10 protein-coding genes and 1 pseudogene are annotated in these 20,800 nt (G+C 64.4%); 9 read left to right on the top strand and 2 right to left on the bottom strand.

The window, feature by feature from the left end; translation table 11 throughout:
* Positions 1-654, top strand: a complete 654-nt coding sequence (locus tag RBA40_RS27300) for a hypothetical protein (protein WP_306651491.1) — start codon at positions 1-3, stop codon at positions 652-654.
* 177 nt (positions 655-831) lie between these two features.
* On the opposite strand, the gene RBA40_RS27295 is transcribed toward RBA40_RS27300, so the two are convergent.
* On the bottom strand, positions 832-1,296 hold the full coding sequence (locus RBA40_RS27295; protein ID WP_306651489.1) for a hypothetical protein: 465 nt from the start codon (positions 1,294-1,296) through the stop codon (positions 832-834).
* A 100-nt stretch (positions 1,297-1,396) separates the two neighbouring features.
* On the opposite strand from RBA40_RS27295, the pseudogene RBA40_RS27290 reads away from it, so the two are divergent.
* From RBA40_RS27290 to RBA40_RS27255, 8 genes and pseudogenes are all read left to right on the top strand, one after another.
* Positions 1,397-1,861 (top strand): annotated as a pseudogene (locus RBA40_RS27290) (ATP-binding cassette domain-containing protein); the annotation flags it as partial.
* A 473-nt stretch (positions 1,862-2,334) separates the two neighbouring features.
* Positions 2,335-2,892, top strand: a complete 558-nt coding sequence (locus RBA40_RS27285) for a PEP-CTERM sorting domain-containing protein (protein ID WP_306651485.1) — start codon at positions 2,335-2,337, stop codon at positions 2,890-2,892.
* 194 nt (positions 2,893-3,086) lie between these two features.
* Positions 3,087-3,545, top strand: a complete 459-nt coding sequence (locus RBA40_RS27280) for a GNAT family N-acetyltransferase (RefSeq protein ID WP_306651484.1) — start codon at positions 3,087-3,089, stop codon at positions 3,543-3,545.
* Between the two features lie 103 nt (positions 3,546-3,648).
* Entirely contained in the window at positions 3,649-4,977 is a 1,329-nt protein-coding gene (gene mtoX, locus RBA40_RS27275) for a methanethiol oxidase (RefSeq protein ID WP_306651482.1), read from the top strand.
* Between the two features lies 1 nt (position 4,978).
* Positions 4,979-5,641, top strand: a complete 663-nt coding sequence (locus RBA40_RS27270; RefSeq protein ID WP_306651481.1) for an SCO family protein — start codon at positions 4,979-4,981, stop codon at positions 5,639-5,641.
* A 604-nt stretch (positions 5,642-6,245) separates the two neighbouring features.
* Positions 6,246-15,476 (top strand): SdrD B-like domain-containing protein, encoded by a 9,231-nt coding sequence (locus tag RBA40_RS27265; protein WP_306651479.1) that lies wholly within the window; start codon positions 6,246-6,248, stop codon positions 15,474-15,476.
* The gene (locus RBA40_RS27260) at positions 15,466-18,831 is read left to right on the top strand and encodes a hypothetical protein (protein ID WP_306651477.1); all 3,366 of its coding nucleotides are present in this window, start codon (positions 15,466-15,468) and stop codon (positions 18,829-18,831) included. Before RBA40_RS27265 ends, RBA40_RS27260 begins: the two co-directional genes overlap by 11 nt.
* 21 nt (positions 18,832-18,852) lie before the next feature.
* On the top strand, positions 18,853-19,884 hold the full coding sequence (locus RBA40_RS27255) for an OmpA family protein (RefSeq protein WP_306651476.1): 1,032 nt from the start codon (positions 18,853-18,855) through the stop codon (positions 19,882-19,884).
* An 88-nt stretch (positions 19,885-19,972) separates the two neighbouring features.
* Here the strand turns inward: RBA40_RS27255 and RBA40_RS27250 are convergent, their stop codons facing one another.
* The gene (locus tag RBA40_RS27250; protein WP_306651474.1) at positions 19,973-20,683 is read right to left on the bottom strand and encodes a PEP-CTERM sorting domain-containing protein; all 711 of its coding nucleotides are present in this window, start codon (positions 20,681-20,683) and stop codon (positions 19,973-19,975) included.
* Positions 20,684-20,800 lie beyond the last annotated feature (117 nt).

Raw genomic sequence — 20,800 nt, 5'->3', positions numbered from 1 at the left:
ATGTTCAAGCCATACAAACAGTGCGCCATCGCCTTGCTGGCGCTGTGTACGGCCAGTGCCAGCGCGGGCGTGCTGCGCATCGACCAGCGCAGCAGCCTGGAACAGGCGGGGCAGATTTTGCAGCGCAGCGACTTCGACGACTTCGGCGCGGGATTTCACTTTCCCGGCAGCGCTTTCGAGCGCGGCGGGGTGCGCTACACCTCGGCCGAAAACCTGGTGGTGGGCGCTGGCAGTGGCCTGTCCATCGGCCAGCGGCGGCCCGTGATGTCGAACGAGTACTGGTCGCCGATCAGCGCCAGCATCGCCAGCGATGTTCCGTACACGCTGTTTGGCTTCGATGCGGCGGTCACGCAGGGCACGGTCGAGCTGATCGTGGCGACCAACCTGGGCAGCTACCGCTTCGATGGCATCGCCCTGCACGATGGGTCGCGCAGCCTGGACTTCCTGGGTTTCCAGGCCACCGGCGGCGAGTATTTCACCGGTTTCGCATTGCGCGGCATGGGCGAGGGCTACCTGGCCGGCATCACCAACGTCGCCTTGGGCAGCATGCGCACGGCGGTGCCGGAGCCGGGCGGCATGGCCTTGCTGCTGCTCGGCCTGGGCGTGCTGGCAGGGCGCGTGCGCGGATGGACAGGCGCGCCGCTTTTGCGTTAAGCTAAGTTGGCCGCGTCAGCATGCGGCCAATTTTTCATGAACCAGTCCGCCTGGAGCACCTCCCCCAAATGACCATGTAAGTTCTTTCGTCTTCGTTCGCCATACACGGCCGGCCTGCCTTTGTACGCCGGCGGTGTATTGCGCCACATGCAGCCCGACAGGAGCTTATATGGCCATTCATTTCATTGCGGCCTGTGCCGCCGTTCTTCCCCCATCCGCGCGCGTGAGCAGCGTGATGCGCTGGCGGCGGCTGGACTGGCGCGTCTGCAGCCTGGCGATGACGCGTGCGGCCTGAGCGGCGGCGAACTGATGCGCGTGGCACCGATCGGCGCCTTTCTGTCGGGTGCCGCCTGGCTGGTGCTGGATGAGCCGTCGAACCACCTCGACAGCGACGCCCGCCGCTGGCTGGCCGCGCAATTGCAGGCATGGCGCGGCGGCGCGCTCGTCATCAGCCACGACCGCGACCTGCTGGACGGCATGGACCGGATCGTTGAACTCGATGCGGGCAGCTTGCGCAGCTACGGCGGCAATTACACGTTCTACCAGGCGCAGCGGGAAGCCGAAGCGGCGGCGGCGGCCGTGGCGCTCGAGCACGCCCGCGGCGAGCGCAAAAACAGGCTGCGCCACCTGCGCCGGCAGCACGACGACAAGCTGGCGCGCGCGTCACGCAACACCCGAGCCGGCAACCAGGCGAATCTGCCGGCCATTGCGCGCGGCAAATCGAAGAGCGACGCCCAGGCGCATGCCTGCCGTCAGGCAAAGCGTCATAGCGCCACGCGCGGCGCTCGACGGCGCGCTGCGCGGCGCCAGGGCGCTGGTGCGCGAGCGGGCGCCGGTCGCGCTGGTGCTGGTCCAGGGCGAGTCGGTCGCTGCGCGCCGCGTGCTCGAACTCACGCAAGCGGTAGCCCCGTTTCCAGCAAGCGCCAGGCCGCTCGACCTGGTCGTGGGCGGCGCCATGCGCTTTGCCATCACCGGCCCCAACGGCTGCGGCAAGTCCAGCCTGCTACGCATGTTCGCCGGCACCCTTGCGCCGCTGTCCGGCACCTGCCGCGCGCTGGCGCCGCAGGCCTGGCTCGACCAGCATGCCAGCCTGGCGCCGGCGCAGCATCAGAGCGTGCTCGAGCAACTGGCCGCGCTGGAGACGGCCTTCCCGCCGAGCGCGCTGCGCAGCCATCTGGCCCTGCTGGGGCGGTCGGCGGCGCAGCTGGATGCGCCCGTGTCCGGCTTGAGCTGCGGGGAACGGCTCAAGGCGGCGCTGGCCTGCGCGAACCGGCGCGTCTGCTGCTGCTCGACGAGCCCACCAATCACCTTGACCTGGCGTCGGTGCGTGCGCTGGAAGAGGCGCTGCAAGCGTATCGCGGCGCACTGGCGGTGGTGTCGCACGATGCGCGCTTTCTCGCCAGTCTGGGCCTGACGCACAGCCTTGCCTGGAACAAAGCCGGTTGGCAGTTGCACGCACTGGGCTGCAGCAGCTGAGCCGGAGTGCCGACGCTCCGATTGTGTGAAGATGTAAATGTTGTCAATTTATGTTAGCTTGTTTAATTGGAATCACGTCTGGCAAGAATTGCCGCGCAAGCCGCGCAGCGCAACGTGGCGCGGCCTCGGGTATCACGGCATGACGGCGGACGGCCAAATGCGTATTGTCCGGGTTTGCAATCAATCTGATTAAAGGAAAAGCTGATGATGAAGAAATTAGCCGGCGCTCTCGCGCTGGGAGCGTTTGCTGTGTCCGCGCAAGCGGCAACACACACCTTCGACTGGTCTTTCGATGGATTTTATAACACCCGCTACGGCACATTCGAGGCCGACAAATCGGCATCAGGCCGCTTCGTGGTCGACGATGTCAATCTCGATGGCCAGTTCGCCGCGTCCGAACTGCGCTCCTTCGTTTACTCGGGTACCGATTTCATGAAGTGCGCGCCGGGTCCGGGCGAAAAGTGCGAGGTATCCGGTTTTTCCTATGCACCCGGCAAACAACCCAATTTCAACGTCTCCGTCGGCTACTTCGGCACCTCCACGTCGCATTACCTGGGGCTCATTTCCATCGATGGCCAGGCTGGCATCTTCGAGCACATGCGCATGGACGACTGGTGGTCCGAAACCCAATTCCAATCGACCGAGGAAACCCGGTTTTCCATTTCGGAAGTGAGCGCCGTTCCTGAACCGCAAACCTATTTGATGTTCGGCGTGGGCATGCTGGCGCTGGCAGGGATGGCACGGCGCCGCGCCGCCCGCTGAAGACTGGCGCACGCGATTGTGTGCCCATCCGTGGCCGGCTACTCTTGAAAGCCGGCCGCGTTGCCGGCAGCCGTGGCGCGATGCGCTCTTTGACCCGCGGGCGCCAGCAAAAACACGGCGCGCGCGTTCGTGGTTATGATGACGCTGGAGCCGCACGCTCCGTGTCAGCAACAGCCACCAACCAGAAAATGCACATGAAAAAAATTACCACCCGGCTGGCGACGATGGATGACATCGACCAGCTCGCCGACATGTTCGACGCTTACCGCCAGTTCTACGAACTCGCGCCGGACCTTGCCCTGTCGCGCCAGTTCATTTACGACCGCATGCTCGGCAGCGAATCGGTGCTGATCGTCGCCGAAGATGAAGCGGGCGCGCCCGCCGGTTTCTGCCAGCTGTACCCGAGCTTTTGCTCGCTCGCCGCAGCGCCCATTTACGCGCTGTACGACCTGTACGTGCGGCCCGAGGCGCGCAAGCTCGGTGCCGGCCGCGCGCTGCTGCTGGCGGCCGAGGCGCACGCGCTGCGCAACGGCGCCCTGCGGCTCGACCTGACCACCGCCAAAACCAACCTGGCGGCGCAAAGCCTGTACACGGCGCTGGGTTGGCAGCGCGACGATATTTTCTACGCATACAGCAAAACCCTCGCAGCGTAGTTTGATCTGGCGCAAGTCCAGGCGATATGTTTTTCACCCATTGCGGAGCCGGGTCAAACAGGCGTACATTATCGTCTTCATAAGCTTGATCAGGAGATCAGCAATGGGTTCCAGTAAATTGATGCGCTTGAGTTTGCTTGTAGCTGTCGCCCTGGGCGTCACCGCCGTTCCGCTCGCCTCGCGCGCTGACGAAACCTGCAATTCGCCGTACATGTCGGGCCTGATCAAGGGGCAGGAAGATTTCCTGTACGTGTGGACCCTCGGCGTGAAGGGCGTGGGCGACGGCTTCGACAAACTGGTGACCATGGACGTCAATCCGGCATCGAAAAAATTCGGCCAGGTGATCGGCCACGTGTCGGTCGGCAAGCGCGGCGAGGCCCATCACATGGGATTTACCGACGACCGCCGCTTCCTGTGGGCGGGCGGCCTGGATGACAGCAAGATCTATGTGTTCGACGTGCACACCAACCCGGCCAAGCCGAAACTGGTCAAGACCATCGACGACTTCGCCAAGCGCTCCGGTTATGTCGGCCCGCACACCTTTTATGCGCTGCCGGGCCGCATGCTGATCGGCGCGCTGTCGAACGACAAGGATCGCGGCGGCGTCACCGGCATGGCGGTCTACAACACCAAGGGCGACTTCATCGCCAAACACGCGATGCCGACCACCAACGGCGGCGACGGCTACGGCTACGATATCGCCATCAGTCCCAGCAAGAACGCGATGCTGACATCGAGCTTTACCGGCGCGGTGAACTACATGACCGATCTGGGCAAGCTGATCAAGGACCCGGCCGCCATGAAACAGTTCGGCAACACCATGGTCATGTGGAACCTGAAGTCGATGCAGCCGGAAAAAGTGCTCAACGTGCCCGGCGCGCCGCTGGAAATCCGCTGGTCGCTCAAGGAGGGCGACGAGTGGGCCATCACGGCCACCGCGCTGACCTCGAAAATCTGGCTGGTCAAGAAGGATGCCAGCGGCGCCTGGCAGGCCAAGGACGTGGCCACCATCGGCGACCCGGCCAAGGTGCCGCTGCCGGTCGACCTGTCGATCACGGCCGACGGCAAGGGCTTGTGGGTCAACACCTTCATGGATGGCACCACGCATTACTTTGACATCAGCAATCCGGAAGCGCCCAAGGAAACCTATTCCAAGCGCACCGGTTCGCAGGTGAACATGGTCTCGCAAAGCTGGGACGGCAAGCGCCTGTACATCAGCAGTTCGCTGCTGGCCAACTGGGACAAGAAGGGCGCCGACGACGAGCAGTTCGTCAAGCTGTTCGCGTGGGACGGCAAGGAACTCAAGGAAACCTTCAAGGCTGACTTCGCCAAGCTGAAACTGGGCCGCGCGCACCACATGAAGTTCGGCGCCGCGAGCGCCAAGGTCAGCGCCGACGCGGGGCAGGGCGCGCCGCGCGTGGCGGGCCGCTGACTTGTCTCGTCTGCACGCGGGCGCGCTGGCGGCGCTGATGACGCTGGCGCCGTGCGCCCTGGCGGCGCCGGCACGCCCGCTCGCGCTGCCGGCGCCGGGCACCTATAAGCTCGAACGCATCCTCAAGGCGCCCGACGGCGTGGTTCTCGACAGCGACGGCAGCCGCCACCGCCTGTCGGAATTTACCACCGGTAAAGTCACGCTGTTTTCCTTCATCTATACCTACTGCACCGACTCGCGCGGCTGTCCGCTGGCGTACGCGACCCTGCACACCCTCAAGAAAACCCTCGGCAAGGATGCGCGCACGCGCGACCGGGTGCGTTTTGTGAGCATGAGTTTCGATCCCACCTACGATACGCCGCCGGCCATGCGCAGCTACGGCGGCGAGGATGCGCGCGACCGCGGCAGTGTGGAGTGGCGTTTCCTCACCAGCGGCTCGAACGCCGAACTGGCGCCGCTGCTCGACGGCTTCGGCCAGGATGTGTCGGTCGCCAGCGAACGCGCTCCGGGCCAGCGCCTGCCGACCCTGAGCCACCTGCTCAAGGTCTATCTGATCGACGCTTCCGGCAGCGTGCGCGAAATCTATTCCACTTCCTTTCTTCAGCCCGATGTGGTGCTGAACGACATCCGCAGCTTGCTGCTTGAGCGTGCTCCAAAACGCTAAGCAATCCTGCATGTATAGCAATAAGATTTTTCTGTCAATTTCTATAAAAACATAAATTATGACGAAAAGCATGTTTTTCGTCATAGGTATATGTTGCTTATAAGAAATTTTAACCTGGCAGTTTGTGTTGTCGCCGTTGTATGACCGGGCTGCCAAGCCCGTCCGTCATAGGCAAAACCAGGGCGAAACCATGCGCGCCCGGATCGCCCTGACGCGCTATCGATGCCCCTATGAAGCAACCCGTTCCGGGTAAAAATTACCCTGTTGAAACTTCTAGAATGTTAATACTCTGTGCATTGAGTTGTCAGCGTTGCATATTTGCATCATTTCCATTAAGCACTTTGTAAGATGTTGTTTGTATGAATATAATGTCGTCGCGCAAGAAAAGTGTTATCGATGCATTCACATCCGCAGTGTGCCTTTCCTCCGCGTAGTCCAGTTTAAATTCCCAATCGCAAAAGCGATGCCGTGTGCATGGCGGGCGATGTGTTGTCGTCCGCATTCTTAATTGATGAAGCCAATAATGTTCAAAAGCGCCTTACCAGTGGTGAAGTCCCGATCCTCGCGTGTGTTTGCATGCCTGCTCCGGGTAACAGCGATTGCCTTGCTGGGGCTGCCTCTGCAGGCAGCCGCGGTCGACCTGCTGGTATCGCAATTGACCGATACGCCGGACCCGGCCGTGCGCGGCGGCACCATTCTGTATTCCGCTTCCGTCACCAACAACACCAGCGACGTCGCCAATAACGTCCAGGTGGTGTTCACGCTCGATCCGCAGACCAGCTTCGTGTCGGTATCCGACCCGGCCTGCGTGCACGATGCGGGCACCAACAAGGTCACCTGCAGCTACGCCAAGGTGACCGGCGACGGCGCCGGCGCCGGCACCGCCGACCTGCTCGACATCGACCTGACCGTGCGCACCCTGGCCGCGGCCGGCCAGACCGTCAACCTGCTGGCGGCCGTCACCACGACCGATGCCGACAGCAACGCCGGCAACAACTCGCTGTCGCAGCTGACCACGATCGACAACGGCGCCGACCTGTCGCTGGTGCTGAACGGCTCGCCGGCCAGCCTGATGGCCAGCGGCACGCTGGTGTACACGGCTAACCTGAACAACAACGGTCCCGATGCGGCCGGCGCCACCCGTGCCACCTTCACCCTGAGCCCGAACCTGACCTACCAGTCGGCGGCCGGTTCCGGCTGGTCGTGCGGGGCGGCGGGGCAGGTGGTGACGTGTAACCGTCCGAGCGCGCCCAAGGGCGCCTTGCCGGACATTGTCATCAACGCCAAGGCCACCGGCACCACCACCGGCACCATCACCAGCACCGGCGTGGTCACCATCAGCGGCAGCGCGACCGACTTCAACAACGCCAACGATGCCTCGTCGGCCAATACCACGATCACCGTCGGCACCGACCTGGCCGTGACCAAGACAGTCTCCCAGGCCCTGATCGGCAGCGGCCAGGCGATCAGCTTCACCCTGGCGCCACGCAACCTGGGCCCGATGCTGGCCACCAACGTGGTGGTCAGCGACAGCGTGCCTGCCGGCTTCGCCATCGTGAGCGCAAGCGGCACCGGATGGACTTGCAGCGTCAATGGCCAGAATGTCAGCTGCACGCGCGCCAGTTTCGCGGTCGGCACGGTGGAGGACATCGTCATCAGCGCCACCGCGCCGGTGGTTGCTGCGCAAACCGCTGCCACCAACACCGCCACCATCGGCAGCGCTACGCCCGATGGCGACCTGGCCAACAACAGCGGCTCGGTCAACGTCAGCATCGTGCCGGACGGCGTCGATCTGTCGATCACCAAAACCAAGACCCCGAACCCGGTCGCGCAGGGCAGCAACATGGTCAGCACCATGCGCGTGACCAATCACGGCCCGCGTGCGGCCGCCATCGGCGAAGTCAAGATCGTCGAAACCTTGCCGATCGGCGAAACCTTCGTCAGCGCCAGCGGCGCCAACTGGACCTGCGCGCCGCAAGTCGGCCAGGACATCACCTGTACCTATAACGCGGCGCTGGCGCTCAATGCCTCGACCCCGAACCTGGGCCTGACCACCACCGCCGCCCAGTCTGGCACCCTGACCAATACCGCCTGCGCCGTCTTTACCGATAGCGGCGGCGTGCAGGCCGATCCGGTGCCGGGCAATAACTGCGCCAGCGCCACCTCGGAATCGACCCAGACCCCGAACGCGGCCGATCTGCAGCTGACCAAGAGCGCCGCTCCGGGCAGCCTGGACTGGAATGCGCCGACCATTACTTATACCTTGACCGTGACCAATGCCGGTCCGGGCGAATCGACCAGCGTGATCCTGTCGGATCCGATTCCTGGCTATATCGCTGGCAAGACCGTGGTCAATGCCTCGAAAACCGGCGGTACCAGCCCGGCGACGTTCACCTGCACCCCGGGCGCGACCGTGACCTGTTTCATGAGCAGCGGCACGATGGCGCTCGGCAGTACGGCGGAGATCACCGTGACGGTGACCCGTCCGCTGCTCGACAGCAGTGGCCAGGCCGGCAATAAATGGGTGAACTCGGCCAGCGTGCGCTCCAACGCCCAAGGCGATCCGGTTCCCGCCAACAACGTCGCCACCGCCGACGTGCAGGTCGATCCGGTCGCCGACGTGACCATCACCAATACCGTGACCCCAGGCTCGGTGCCTGCCGGTACCAACGCCACCTACGTGCTGACCATCAATAACAACGGTCCGTCGACGGCGAATGGCGTGACCGTCAGCGATGTGTTCAATATTCCGGAAGGCTCGATGACCTTCATCTCGGCCGTCGCCAGCAATGGCGGCACCTGCGCCTATGACAGCGCGGCCAAGACGCTGAACTGCACCATCGGCAACATGGCGTCGGGCGCGACCCGCACCGTCACCATCACCGTGCGTCCCGACTATATGGCTAACGCGCCGGATCCGCGCAATATCGGCAGCACGGCCACGGTGGCCACCAGCAGCAACGAAAGCGACTACGCCAACAACAGCGGCACCAATGCGCTGGCGGTGACGCCTGCCACGCTCGACCTGCTGGTCAATAACACCGACAACGTCGATCCGATGGGCTTCGTGCCGGCGAGCGCCGGTCCGGTGTTCCCGGACAATGTGGTTACCTACCGCAACACCATCACCAACCGCGGTCCATCGGTCGCCACCCACCTGGTCCTGACCTATCTGATGAAGCCGCCTGCCGGCAAGAGCATGACGTTCCGCGGCGGTAAACTGCTGCCGGACGGCGAGGCGTATACCAATTACTGTACCCAGGTCGGCAACACGGTCACGGGTCCGGCGCAGATGAGCATCACCTGCAACTTCCCGACCACCGACATCCTGATGGGCAACAACGCCAGCACCGACCTGTATCTCGACTTCCAGGTCGTTACCCAGCCGACCGGTTCGGGCGACACCTACCAGTCGACCGTCACCGTCTCCTCGCGCGAGCCGGAGCAACTGACGCCGAACAACACGGCCGACCAGAGCACCACCATCAAGATGCGCGTCGACCTCAAGCTGACCAAAGCGGCGTTCGCCTATAACGGCAACACCAACGCGCTTGCTGCCGCGGTGCAGCTGCGCGAGCCATTCTTCTGGGTCCTGACCCTGAACAACGCCGGTCCGGGCAACAGCCAGGGCACCGTCATCACCGACAGCCTGCCAGCCGGCCTGACGCTCTACACCGGCGGCACGCTCGCGCCATACAACGCGGCGCCATACAACGCCGGCCTGACCTGGAGCACCAACAACGGTGCCCCGACCAGCGGCACTTGCAGCGCGGGCGCCACGATCAGCTGTAACGTCGGCCTGCTGGAAAGCGGCAAGGCGGCCACCGTGCGCATTCCCGTGATCGCCACCGCGGTCAACGCGGCGCTGGAAAACTGCGGCAACGCCACCACCAACGATGTCGAGCGCAGCGCGGTCGATAACCGTGGTTGCGCCACCGTGGCGGTGCAGCGTTCCTCGATCGCCGGCTTCGTGTATGAAGACGGCAACAACGACGCGGCCAAGGGCGCGGGCGAAAACGGCATCACCGGCGTGACCCTGCGCCTGGATGGTGTCGATATCTACGGCAATACCGTCACCAATGTCACCACCACCACCACCGCCGGCGGCGCCTATCTGTTCGACAACCGCTCGCCAGGCACCTATAAAGTGACCGAAGTGCAGCCCGCCACCTACCTCGATGGCAAGGAAGCGGCCGGCAGCGTTGCCGGCACCGCCACCGATGCCAGCGGCGACGAGATCAGCAACATCGTCCTGCCAGCGTCGACCAACGCCACCGGCTACCTGTTCGGCGAACTGAAGCCGGCGACCCTGTCGGGCTTCGTCTTCGTCGACCTCGACACCGACGCCGTGCGCGACGTGACGAACCTGCCGGCCACCGACGAAAGCGCGGGCGTGACCAGCGTGACCATGACCCTGACCGGCACCGACGATCTGGGTCCGGTGAACGCCACCGTGCCGACCGGCGCCAACGGTTCGTACAGCTTTACCAATCTGCGTCCTGGTACGTATCAGGTTGTGCAGGCAACCCTGCCGGGCGTGACCCACACCGGCATGACCATCGGCAGCAAGGGCGGCAATGACGGCGCCACCGCGCTGGCCGCCAACACCCCGGTCATCGGCGCCACCAAGCGCACCATCGGCAATGTGCCGCTGGTGGCGGGCGACGCCGCCGTGAACTACAACTTCGGCGAAAGCGGGCAGGGTCTGGGCGGCATCGTCTATGCCGACCTGAACAACAATGGCGTGAAGGATGCGGGCGAGCCTGGCATTGCCGGCGTCTCGATCACCCTGTCGGGCAATACCTCGAACGGCACCAGCGTGTGCGTGGCGATTTCGCCGAACCCGTGCACCATCCTCACCGACAGCAGCGGCGGCTACGGCTTCGCCGGCCTGCCGGCCAGCGACGCCACCGGCTACGTGCTGACCGAGCAGAGCCAGGCCAGCGCGCCACTGTCGAGCTATGCCGACGGCATCGACACGGTCGGTACCGTCAATGGCGTGGTGCGCGGCACCAAGAGCAATGACCGCTTCAGCGGCATCGTGATCGGCACCGGCCAGTTCGGCAGCAATTACAACTTCGGCGAATCGTCGGCCAGCCTGGCGGGCAAGGTCTACCTCGACGTCGACCGCAGCAATACCTTGAATGGCGGCGACACCCTGCTGCCTGGCGTGACCGTGACCCTGTCGGGCACCACCGCGACCGGCGCCAATGTGTGCACCATCGTGAGCACCTGCGTGGGCACCACCGACGCCAACGGCAACTATAGCTTCACCGGCCTGCCGGCCAGCAATGGCGGCGGCTACACCGTGACCGAAACCCAGCCGGTCGACTTCATCGACGCCACCAACACCCTTGGCACCGGCGCCACCACGCCCGGCAACCTCGGCCTGGCGGGCGGCAACAGCGTATTCAGCGGCGTTGTGCTGAGCGCGGGCCAGAAGGGTATCGATTACCTGTTCGGCGAAGCCACCGGCAAACTGAGCGGCTTTGTGTATGCCGACAAGAACAACAATGGCACGATGGATGCGGGCGAAACCGGCATTGCCGGCGTGACCCTGACCCTGACCGGCACGGCAGCGAGCGGCGGCAACGCCTGCGGCGCGCCGACCTGCGTCGCCACCACCGGTGCCGATGGCGCGTATACCTTCAGCTTCCTGCGCAATGCGAATGGCGCCGGTTACACCGTCACCGAAACCCAGCCGGCCGCTTACCTCGACGGCATCACCCGCAAGGGTAATGTCGGCGGCGCCGCCTGCGCGGGCTGCGTCGACAATGTCGCCAACGTGATCGGCACCATCGCTTATGCGGTCGCCAGTACGCACACCGACTTCAACTTCGGCGAAGTGGTGCCGGCCAGCGTCAGCGGCACCGTGTATGCGGACAGCAACCAGGATGCCAGCGTCACCACGGGCGAGCAGATCGCCGGCGTGACCGTCACCCTGACCGGCAGCGACGACCGCGGCGTGGCCGTCAGCCTGAGCACGACCACCGCGGCCAACGGTACCTACCGCTTCGACAAACTGCGTCCGAGCAGCGGTGCCGGTTACACCGTGACCGAAACCCATCCTGCCGGCTACAACGATTTCCCGGGTAACACCGGCAGCCAGCCGGGCACCATCGGCGGCATCACGACCGGCGTGGCCGTACCGAACAGCATCGGCGGCTTGCCGCTGGTGCAGGGCGACAATGCCGTGAACTACAATTTCCGCGAAATCGGCGCCAGCATCGCCGGCGCCGTGTATTTCGACGCCAACGACAACGGCGTGCGTGACGCCGGCGATTCGCCGCTGGTGGGCGTGGTGGTGCGCCTGAACGGCCCCGTGCCGCGCACCATGGCGACCGGCGCCGATGGCACCTTCCTGTTCACCGGCCTGATGGCTGGCAACTACACCCTGGTCGAAACCCAGCCGGGTGGCGTATCGGATGGCGTCGACGCTGCCGGTTCCGTGGGCGGCACCATCAATGCCCCGAAAAACAGCATCACCGGCATCAATGTGATGCCGGGCACGGCCGCCGTGAACTATCTGTTCGGCGAGCGCGGCGCACCGAATACCGGTTCGCTGGCAGGTACCGTGTATGTCGACAGCAACAAGGATGGCAAGCGCGACACTACCGAGCAATTGCTCAGTGGCGTCACCCTGACCCTCAAGGGTACCGACGGCACGGTACGTACCGTGCAGACCGATACCAATGGTAATTACCTGTTCCCGGTGCTCGCACCAGGCACTTACACCCTCACTGAAACCCAGCCAGCCGGCCTGTCCGATTTCGAGGCCGCCACCGGCACCAAGATCGGCACCCTGGGCGGCGGCACTGCCGGCCTGAACACGGTCGCCACCATCGTTATTCCGCCAGCGGGCGGCGCGGCGACCGGCTACGATTTCCGTGAAATCAATCCGGTCAGCAACGGCCTGGCCAAACTCGGCGGTACTGTGTACGTCGACGGTAACAAGAACGCCAAGCGCGAGCCGGGCGAAGCATTGCCTGGCGTAACCGTCACCCTGACCGGTGTCGATGCCAAGGGCGTGGCCATTCCTGCACGCACCACCGTGACTGGCGCCGACGGCAGCTATCTGTTCGTCGACCTGGTACCGGGCACCTACACCGTGGTGGAAACCCAGCCGGTAGCGTACGGCGACTTCCCGACCAACACCGGCAGCGCCCTCGGCAACGTCGGCGGCACGCTCGACAAGGGCCCGAACAAAACCACCGCCATCGTGCTGGCGGCGGGTACCGAAGCGCGCGACTACGATTTCCGCGAAGTAGGCAGCAGCCTGGCGGGCGTGGTGTATCGCGACGATAACCATAACGGCGTGCAGGACGCTGGCGAGCCTGGCATTGCCGGCGTGCCGGTCAGCGCCGTCGGCGGCAAGGGCGAAGCAGGCCGTGCCACCACCGATGCGGATGGCCGCTTCCTGATCGTCGGCTTGCCGGCCGACACCTACAGCCTGGTGGAAACCCATCCGGCCGGCTACACCGACGGCAAGGAAACCCCGGGCAAGGTCGCCGGCGTGACGGCGGGTACGGCCGACAACAGCGCCTTCGACACCACGGTGCCGAAGAACACCATCCCGGGCATCAAGCTGGGCGTGGCGCAGGATGGCACCGACTACCTGTTCGGCGAACGCCGCGCGCGTCTGGAAGGCTATGTATATGTTGACGCCAACCACAACGGCCAGATGGACGCGGGCGAAACCCCGCTGCCGGGCGTGCACGTGACCATGACGGGCGTTGACGCCTGCACCATGGGCTGCGTGGCCGTCACCGGCGCCGATGGCAAGTATGTGTTCGAGAACCTGGTTCCCGGCCGCTACACCCTGGTCGAGTCCCAGACCGACCTGCCGACCTCGAAGTACATGGATGGCAAGGAAACCGCCGGCGTTGCAGGCGGCAAGGTCGACAACAGCAGCTTCGGCACCGCGCCGTCGCAAAACACGATCGCCCAGTTCGACGTGACCAGCGAGATCATCGCAGCCAATGGCGGCGTGGTCGGCGGTTACCTGTTCGGCGAGCGCGTGCGTCCGGGTCCGGAAACCCGCGCCCCGATCATCAGCGGCTATGTCTGGATGGACCGCGGCCACACCCGCACCCGTCCCGAGAACCATGAAGGCGTGAAGGATTGGACCGTGGTCCTGACCCGGAACGGCAAACCGGTTTGCACCGTCAAGAGCGACGCCAAGGGCTACTACCAGTTCGACAGCCTGCGTTGCGCCGGCTACGAAGGCACGGGCTTGCCGACCGGTCCGGGCTTCGAGATCGTATTTACCAAGGATGGCAACGGCATGCCGATCGTTCCGACCTCGGCCGGCAACGCGGGTACCCCGGTTGTAGGCAGGATCACCGGCATCACCCTGACGGACAACAGCGACATCACCGAGCAGAACTTGCCGCTGACCCCGTCCGGCGTCGTGTACGACAGCGCCACCCGTCAACCGGTGCGCGGCGCGGTCGTGACCGTCACTGGTCCGGCCGGCTTCAACCCGACGCGCCACCTGCTGGGCGGCGTGGAAGCGCTCAACCAGACCACCGGCAGCGATGGCGTGTACCAGTTTGGCTTGCTGAACGATTTCCCGGCGGGTGTCTACACGCTGGCGATCACCAGCTATCCGGCCGGTTACGTAGCGGCGCCATCGGCGAAGATCCCGGCTTGCCAGGGTGCCGCTTCGGTGATGGCCAGTGCCAATGCGGCGCTGATCCAGAAGTCCGACGGCGCTCCGGCGTCGAGCGTGAACCTGCACAAGCCGAACGCTTGCGTCGGCGCGGTGCCGGGCGGTGCGGACACCACCCAGTATTACTACACGTTCACCGTGGGCACGCATGGCGCCCCGGTGGTCAACAACCACCTGCCGATCGACAAGATCGAAGCGGCTGGCCTGGCGCTGACCAAAACCGGCGACAAGCAGCAGCTCGAATTTGGCGAAAGCCTGCTCTACACCCTGACCGTGCGCCAGACCAGCGGCAGCGCGGTAGCACAGGCAACGGTGCGCGACAGCCTGCCGGCCGGCTTCTCGCTGGTGCCTGGCACCGTGAAAGTCGATGGCAAGTCGGTCGCCGATCCGGTGCCCGCGCTTGGCCCGGTACTGGCCTTCAACCTCGGTCCGCTGGCTAGCAACAAGCAAGCCGTGCTGACCTACCGCCTGCGTGCCGGTGTCGGCAGCCTGCAGGGCGATGGCATCAACCGTGCGATTGCCTACGCCTGTAACGTGGCCAGCGGTTGCGTCACGCCGGGTTCGTACCAGCCTGTGCCGGCCGCGTACCCGTCGAACAACGCCGAGTACAAGGTGCGCCTGACCGGTGGCGTGTTCACCGAGCAAGCCTGCGTGGCCGGCAAGGTCTTTGTCGACTGCAACGGTAACTCGGTGCAGGACAGCGAAGAGCTGGGCGTTCCGGGTGTGCGTCTGTACCTGGAAGACGGCACCTCGTTCACCACCGATGTGGAAGGCAAGTACAGCTACTGCGGCCTGTCGCCCAAATCGCACGTGATCAAGGCCGACAGTTTGACCTTGCCACGCGGCAGCCGTTTGACGACGACCAGCAACCGCAACCTGGGCGATGCCAACAGCATCTGGCTGGACGCGAAGAATGGCGAACTGCTGCGCGGCGACTTTGCCGAGGGTTCGTGCTCGGCGCCGGTCATCGAGCAGGTGAAAGCCCGCCGCAGCCAGGGTGGGGGACGCGCGCCGGAAACGGAAGCGCCGCGCCTGCCAGGCCTGAAGTTCGACAGCAAAGCACCTGCCGCGCCGCGGCAGGCGACCGACAGCGCCAACCAGGAACTGGTCAAGCCACGCCAGGGAGCAATCCCTGCCGGCGCGGGAGAAGCCCGTGCGCAATAAGCAACCATCCCGCCTGGCCCAGATGAACACCATGACGAACAAAAAACTTCTTCTTATTCAACGCCGCAGCACCGTCCGCCTGCTGGCGGGCGCACTGGCGGTTGCCTGCGCTTTCCCGAATGCCGGCGCGCAAGCGCTGCCATCGGCCCCGGCCGACGCCGGCCTGCGTGCCCAGATGGCGGCGCCGCAGCTCTGGAGCGGGCGTCTCGACGCCAGCGCCAAGGTCGCGCGCATCCTGGTCGAAACCGACCGCGATGGCGTGCCGGCCGACGGCCAGTCGCCGGTGCGCGTGAGCGTGCAGGTGCTGGGCGAAGATGGCCAGCCGCTGGCGGATGACGTGCTGCTGACGCTGGAAGCGTCGGCCGGGCGCATCCTGCTCGACGGCAGCGCCACCGATTCGCTGGGTCCGCAAAGCGGCGACGCCGACAAGGTGACCCCTGGCGTGCAGCTGCGCGTAAAGAACGGCAAGGCGCAATTCCGCCTGCTGGCCCCGGCCGCCGCGCAGGAAGTCTTGCTGCGCGTCGACGGTGGCAAGATCAGCACCCAGGGCGTGATCACCTTTGTTCCGGAACTGCGCCAGATGCTGGCCGTGGGCTTGATCGAAGGCGTCATCAGCAAGCGCCGCCTGAACGCCGGCGACCTGGCGCCAGCACGCTTTAACGATGGCTTCGAACAAGACATCACGCGCTGGAGCCGCCAGTTCAACAGCGGCAAGGCCAACGCCAGCGCCCGTACCGCGTTCTTCGTCAAGGGCACCATCCTCGGCAGCAAGCTGCTGACGGCCGCCTACGATTCGGACCAGCAGACCCGCGAAAAGCTACAGCGCGACATCAACCCGAACGAGTTCTATCCGGTGTACGGCGACAGCGCCAGCACCGCGTTCGACGCCCGCTCGGCTGGCCGCCTGTACGTGCGCGTCGACGACAAGAAAAGCTATGTGCTGTACGGCGACTTTTCGACCAGCGAAGGCACGATGTCGTCGGTACCCGGCCCGAACACGGGCATGGAAGCGCGCAAGCTCGGCCAGTACCAGCGCACCGCCACCGGCCTGCGCGGCAACTGGGACTTGAAACGCGGCAACCTGGGCGGCTTTGCCTTCCACGACAACGCCAAGCAGGTCATCGAAGAATACCGTGCCAACGGCAGCTCCGGACCATTCGCCGTGCGCAACAATGGCGCGCTGACCAATTCCGAGCGCGTCGAACTGATCGTGCGCGACAAGAACCAGACCGACCTGGTCAAGCAGGTGACGCCATTGCGCCGCCTGGAAGACTACAGCTTCGAGCCGTTTTCGGGCCGCATCCTGTTCAAGCAGGCCGTCCCATCGCTCACGCCTGAAGGCGACCCGCAATCGATCCGCGTGACGTACGAAGTGGAGCAGGGCGGCGACGAGTTCTGGGTGATGGGCGTCAATGGCGAATACCGCCTGACCGACAGCATCAGCGTCGGCATGGCCGCGGTGGACGACAAGAACCCGCAATCGCCGTACCGCCTGCACAGCGTCAACGCGAGCGTGCAACTGGCGCCGAAGACCAGTATCGTTGCCGAATTCGCGCAGAGCGAATCGACCAGCTACACGTCCAACGGCCAGGTGTTCACCACCCCGAGCGGACAGGCGGGCGAGCTGTCGAGTTCGGCGTCGGGCCGGGCTGCGCGCGTGGCACTGTCGCACAAGAGCGATGCGTTCGACATGCGTGCCTACTGGCAGCGTGCCGACGATGAGTTCAACAATACCGCGGCCGGCATCAGCCCCGGCCACAGCGACGCCGGCGTGAACGTGAGCGCCAGGTTCACGTCCACCACCACGGTGTACGGCAGCGCGCTGCAAAGCCGCGACCAGCAGGTTGTGGCCCAGCGCGATGCCGTGCGTGTCGGCATGCTGTGGAAAGCCGATCCGCGCCTGACGCTGGACTTCTCCCTGCAGCACATGAAGGAAGAGGGCGAGCTGCGCAATCAGGTCGGCATGGCCAGCAACACCGGCGTGGTCTCGAACCCGAACGGACTGAACCCGAGCGGCGGCTTCTTCGGCTTCGGCCACACCAACAGCGCCATCAGCCCGGTCAACGGCAGCACCATCACCGCCTTTGCACCGGTCGGCGCGACCACCACGCCAGGCACGCGCGGCACGCTGGACGCCAACACGGTGGCCATCGGCGCGCAGTACAAGGCGACCGACTTGCTGAGCCTGACCGGCGTGATCGAGCATGGCATTTCCGACAGCAACCAGAAGCGTTACGAGCTCGGTGCGCAGTATCAATTGTCCGAGCGTAGCCGTGCGTATGCGCGCTACGAGAACCAGACCGGTCTCGCATCGCGCTACTCGCTGAACCCTGCCGAAAAGAGCAATGCGTTCGTTGCCGGTGTCGAATCGACCTACCTGCCGGGCGCCAGTATCTTCTCCGAATACCGCCTGCGCGACTCGATCGATACCGAACTGGCCGACGGGCGCGACCTGCAACTGGCCAGCGGCGCGCGCAATACCTGGAACCTGTCCGAAGGCGTGGCGGTGAGCACCAACGCGGAATACCTGCACGTGTTCGACGGCCGCCAGCAAAAGGGCGTGGCCCTGGCGACGGCGCTCGACTACACCGCCAACCCGCTGTGGAAAGCGTCGGTCAAGCTCGAATGGCGCCGCCTGTTCGACAGCCTGGGCGACATCGGCAACCAGTCGCAGGACCAGTGGCTCAATACGCTTTCGTTCGTGCGCAAGCTCGACCGCGACTGGACCGTCCTGGCCCGCAACTACGCCCTGCTGGCGCGCAACAACGACGACCTGAGCGGCAAGCCGCTGGCCAACAGCCTGCAGGAACGCGCGCAGCTCGGTTTTGCCTGGCGTCCGGTCGACCGCAACCAGTTCAACGGCCTGGCGCGCTACGAGTACAAGAACGTGCGCGACGGCGCCCGTGTCGATGGCGACAACTATGCCGCGCACATCGTCTCGACCCACCTCGACTACCATCCGAGCCGTCCATGGTGGAGCACCGGCCGCCTTGCCGCCAAGACCAGCAAGGAACGCAATTTGCCGCAGGGCCAGCAGACCTACAGCGCCTGGATGGCGTCGGGCCGCGTGGTGTACGACATCACCGAGAACTGGGATGTCGGCGTGCTCGCCGCCTACCTGCACAGCCCGCAGAACAAGGGCAGCAGCCAGTATGCGCGCGGGGTCGAGGTCGGCTACCTGGTCAAGGAAAACCTGTGGCTGTCGGCCGGCTACAACGTGAGCGGCTTCCGCGAACGCGATCTGAGTGCCGCGGACTACACCTCCAAGGGTTGGTTCGTGCGCCTGCGCTTCAAGTTTGACGAGAATGTATTCAAAGGCAAGGACCCAGAAGCGAATCGCGCGCTGGCCCGCTAATTTCCTGAAATGAGAATGACGATGAAACCTACCAATATTTCCCGCCCGCGCGTTGTGCTGTTCGCCGCCATGGCCCTTGCCGTTCAAGGCGCCTTTGCGCAAACCCTCAATGCGCCGGCGGAGCGCATCTCCGACCAGGCGATCGTGGCCGACCAGGCCGGGTACAAGGCCTTGCAGCAGCGCGTGAAAGCGCTCAACGACAAGGGCGTACCGGTCAGCAATTACTATCTGTCGAAGGCGCAGTGCTGGCTCGACGTGTCGCTGCATGAATACACCCGCAACGACCGTTCCGCCTTCCCGCAAAAGGCGTTGGAGCAGGGCGCCGCGATCGTGGGCGCGCTGGAAACGGGCGCCACGCCCAATCCGGGCGACCAGACGCCGCTGGTGAACGACGCGGCCAAGCTGCGCGACGACCTGTGGACGCGCTTCGGTGGCGTCAAGAGCGGCGCGGGCTTCAGCTGCGCGGCGCAGAAGGTCGCTTGCGGCGAAGTCGAGCTGGTGCATGCCGGGAATGAATTCAATCAGCAGGGCTGGCGCCATGCCAACCCGTACATCCAGATCGCCGAAGACAATCTGCAGGCGGCGCAGGCGTCGGCTGCCGCTTGCGGCGGTGCCCCGGTGGCGGCAGTGGTCAAGATGGAGCCGGGCAAGGGGCCGACGGTGGTGGTCGAGAAGCTGACCCTGGCGGCGGATGCCTTGTTCCGCTTCGACAAATCGGGCTTGCCTGACTTGCTGCCGGCGGGACGCGCGCGCATCGACAGCATGATGATCAAGCTCGATGGCGTGTATGCGCAGATTTCCGGCATCAAGCTGACCGGCTACACCGACCGCATGGGGACGGAAGCGTACAACCAGCCGCTGTCGGAAAAGCGTGCGGCGACGGTGCGCGAGTACATTCTGGGCAAAGGCTTTACGGGTGAGATCGTCAGCGCCGGCAAAGGCGAAGCGGACCAGGTCGAGGCCTGTACCGGCGTTGCGCCGCGCGCCGCGCTGATTGGCTGCCTGCAGCCGAACCGCCGCGTCGAAGTGGAAGTGACCGGCATCAAGCGTTAAGGGGGAAGTGCGTCCGGCCAAGGCCGGAGCATGAAAAAAGCCGCACCGGGGCCAAACCCGGTGCGGCTTTTGCATTGCTGCGATCGATTTAGTTGCGCTTGCGGCGCGCGCTGAAACCGAGGATCGTCAGGCCGGCCAGCAGCATGGCCCAGGTGCCTGGCTCGGGGACCGGTGTAATGGCAATCTCGTTCAGCGACGTAATAGTTGCATTGAGCAAAATGCGGCCGCCACCGGGTTTGTAATAGTCATGATGAAGACTTGCACTTCCCATGTCGGCCATGGACAGATGCCCCGGAAGGCCACCATTGGAAACCCAGTTTGCTGTCGAGCCAGTGAAATTCAAGGAATTCGACTCGCCGTTAAACACTTCAGAGCGGAACGACAGCACATCGGTCATGTTAGCGATATTTGGTTTGCCGTCTGTGAACGACATACTGCTTACTGGCGCGTTCGCATCACCCACGCGGACAGTATGCCCACTCGGCAAAATCGTGAATGTAAAAAAATTTGCCGGGGAGGGTGCCGACGAGTAGAAATACGTATTCGTGTCAGGGTTCGGAAACCATTCGCCGCTGTTAAATGTCGACTTGGCAGTGGTGTCGTAGGCAAAACGTCCCACAATTCGGTCGCCCAAGGAAATTACGCTACCTTCCTGCCGGCCGCTGACGCTTTGTGCCCATGTAAGGGCCCGAACGTCCCCGAGACCGGATACCGACGCGGTAAACTCATAAACCTGGAGTGCCGCCTGCGCAGGTACGGTTAATACCAAGGCTGTTATTGCTGCTGCGATGTATTTCATGATATTCCAATAGTCAATTAGTGTTGCATTATAGTACATAACGTTTTCTCAGGCAATACGAGATCAGTTGGTTACAACGTTAATCCAACATGCTGCGAAGCAAGCGCACGACCTCCT

Origin of the sequence: Massilia pseudoviolaceinigra (assembly GCF_030846505.1) — a bacterium.
Classification (GTDB): Bacteria; Pseudomonadota; Gammaproteobacteria; order Burkholderiales; family Burkholderiaceae_D; genus Telluria_A; species Telluria_A violaceinigra.
The sequence above is the reverse complement of the archived record's forward strand: the minus strand, read 5'-3'. Positions and strand labels throughout refer to the sequence as shown.

Excerpts from the sequence above, each read along its gene's own strand:
- RBA40_RS27300 (WP_306651491.1), top strand. The coding sequence starts at position 1 with ATGTTCAAGCCATACAAACAGTGCGCCATCGCCTTGCTGGCGCTGTGT.
- RBA40_RS27285 (WP_306651485.1), top strand. The coding sequence starts at position 2,335 with ATGATGAAGAAATTAGCCGGCGCTCTCGCGCTGGGAGCGTTTGCTGTG.
- RBA40_RS27280 (WP_306651484.1), top strand. The coding sequence starts at position 3,087 with ATGAAAAAAATTACCACCCGGCTGGCGACGATGGATGACATCGACCAG.
- mtoX (WP_306651482.1), top strand. The coding sequence starts at position 3,649 with ATGGGTTCCAGTAAATTGATGCGCTTGAGTTTGCTTGTAGCTGTCGCC.
- RBA40_RS27255 (WP_306651476.1), top strand. The coding sequence starts at position 18,853 with ATGAAACCTACCAATATTTCCCGCCCGCGCGTTGTGCTGTTCGCCGCC.
- RBA40_RS27250 (WP_306651474.1), bottom strand. The coding sequence starts at position 20,683 with ATGAAATACATCGCAGCAGCAATAACAGCCTTGGTATTAACCGTACCT.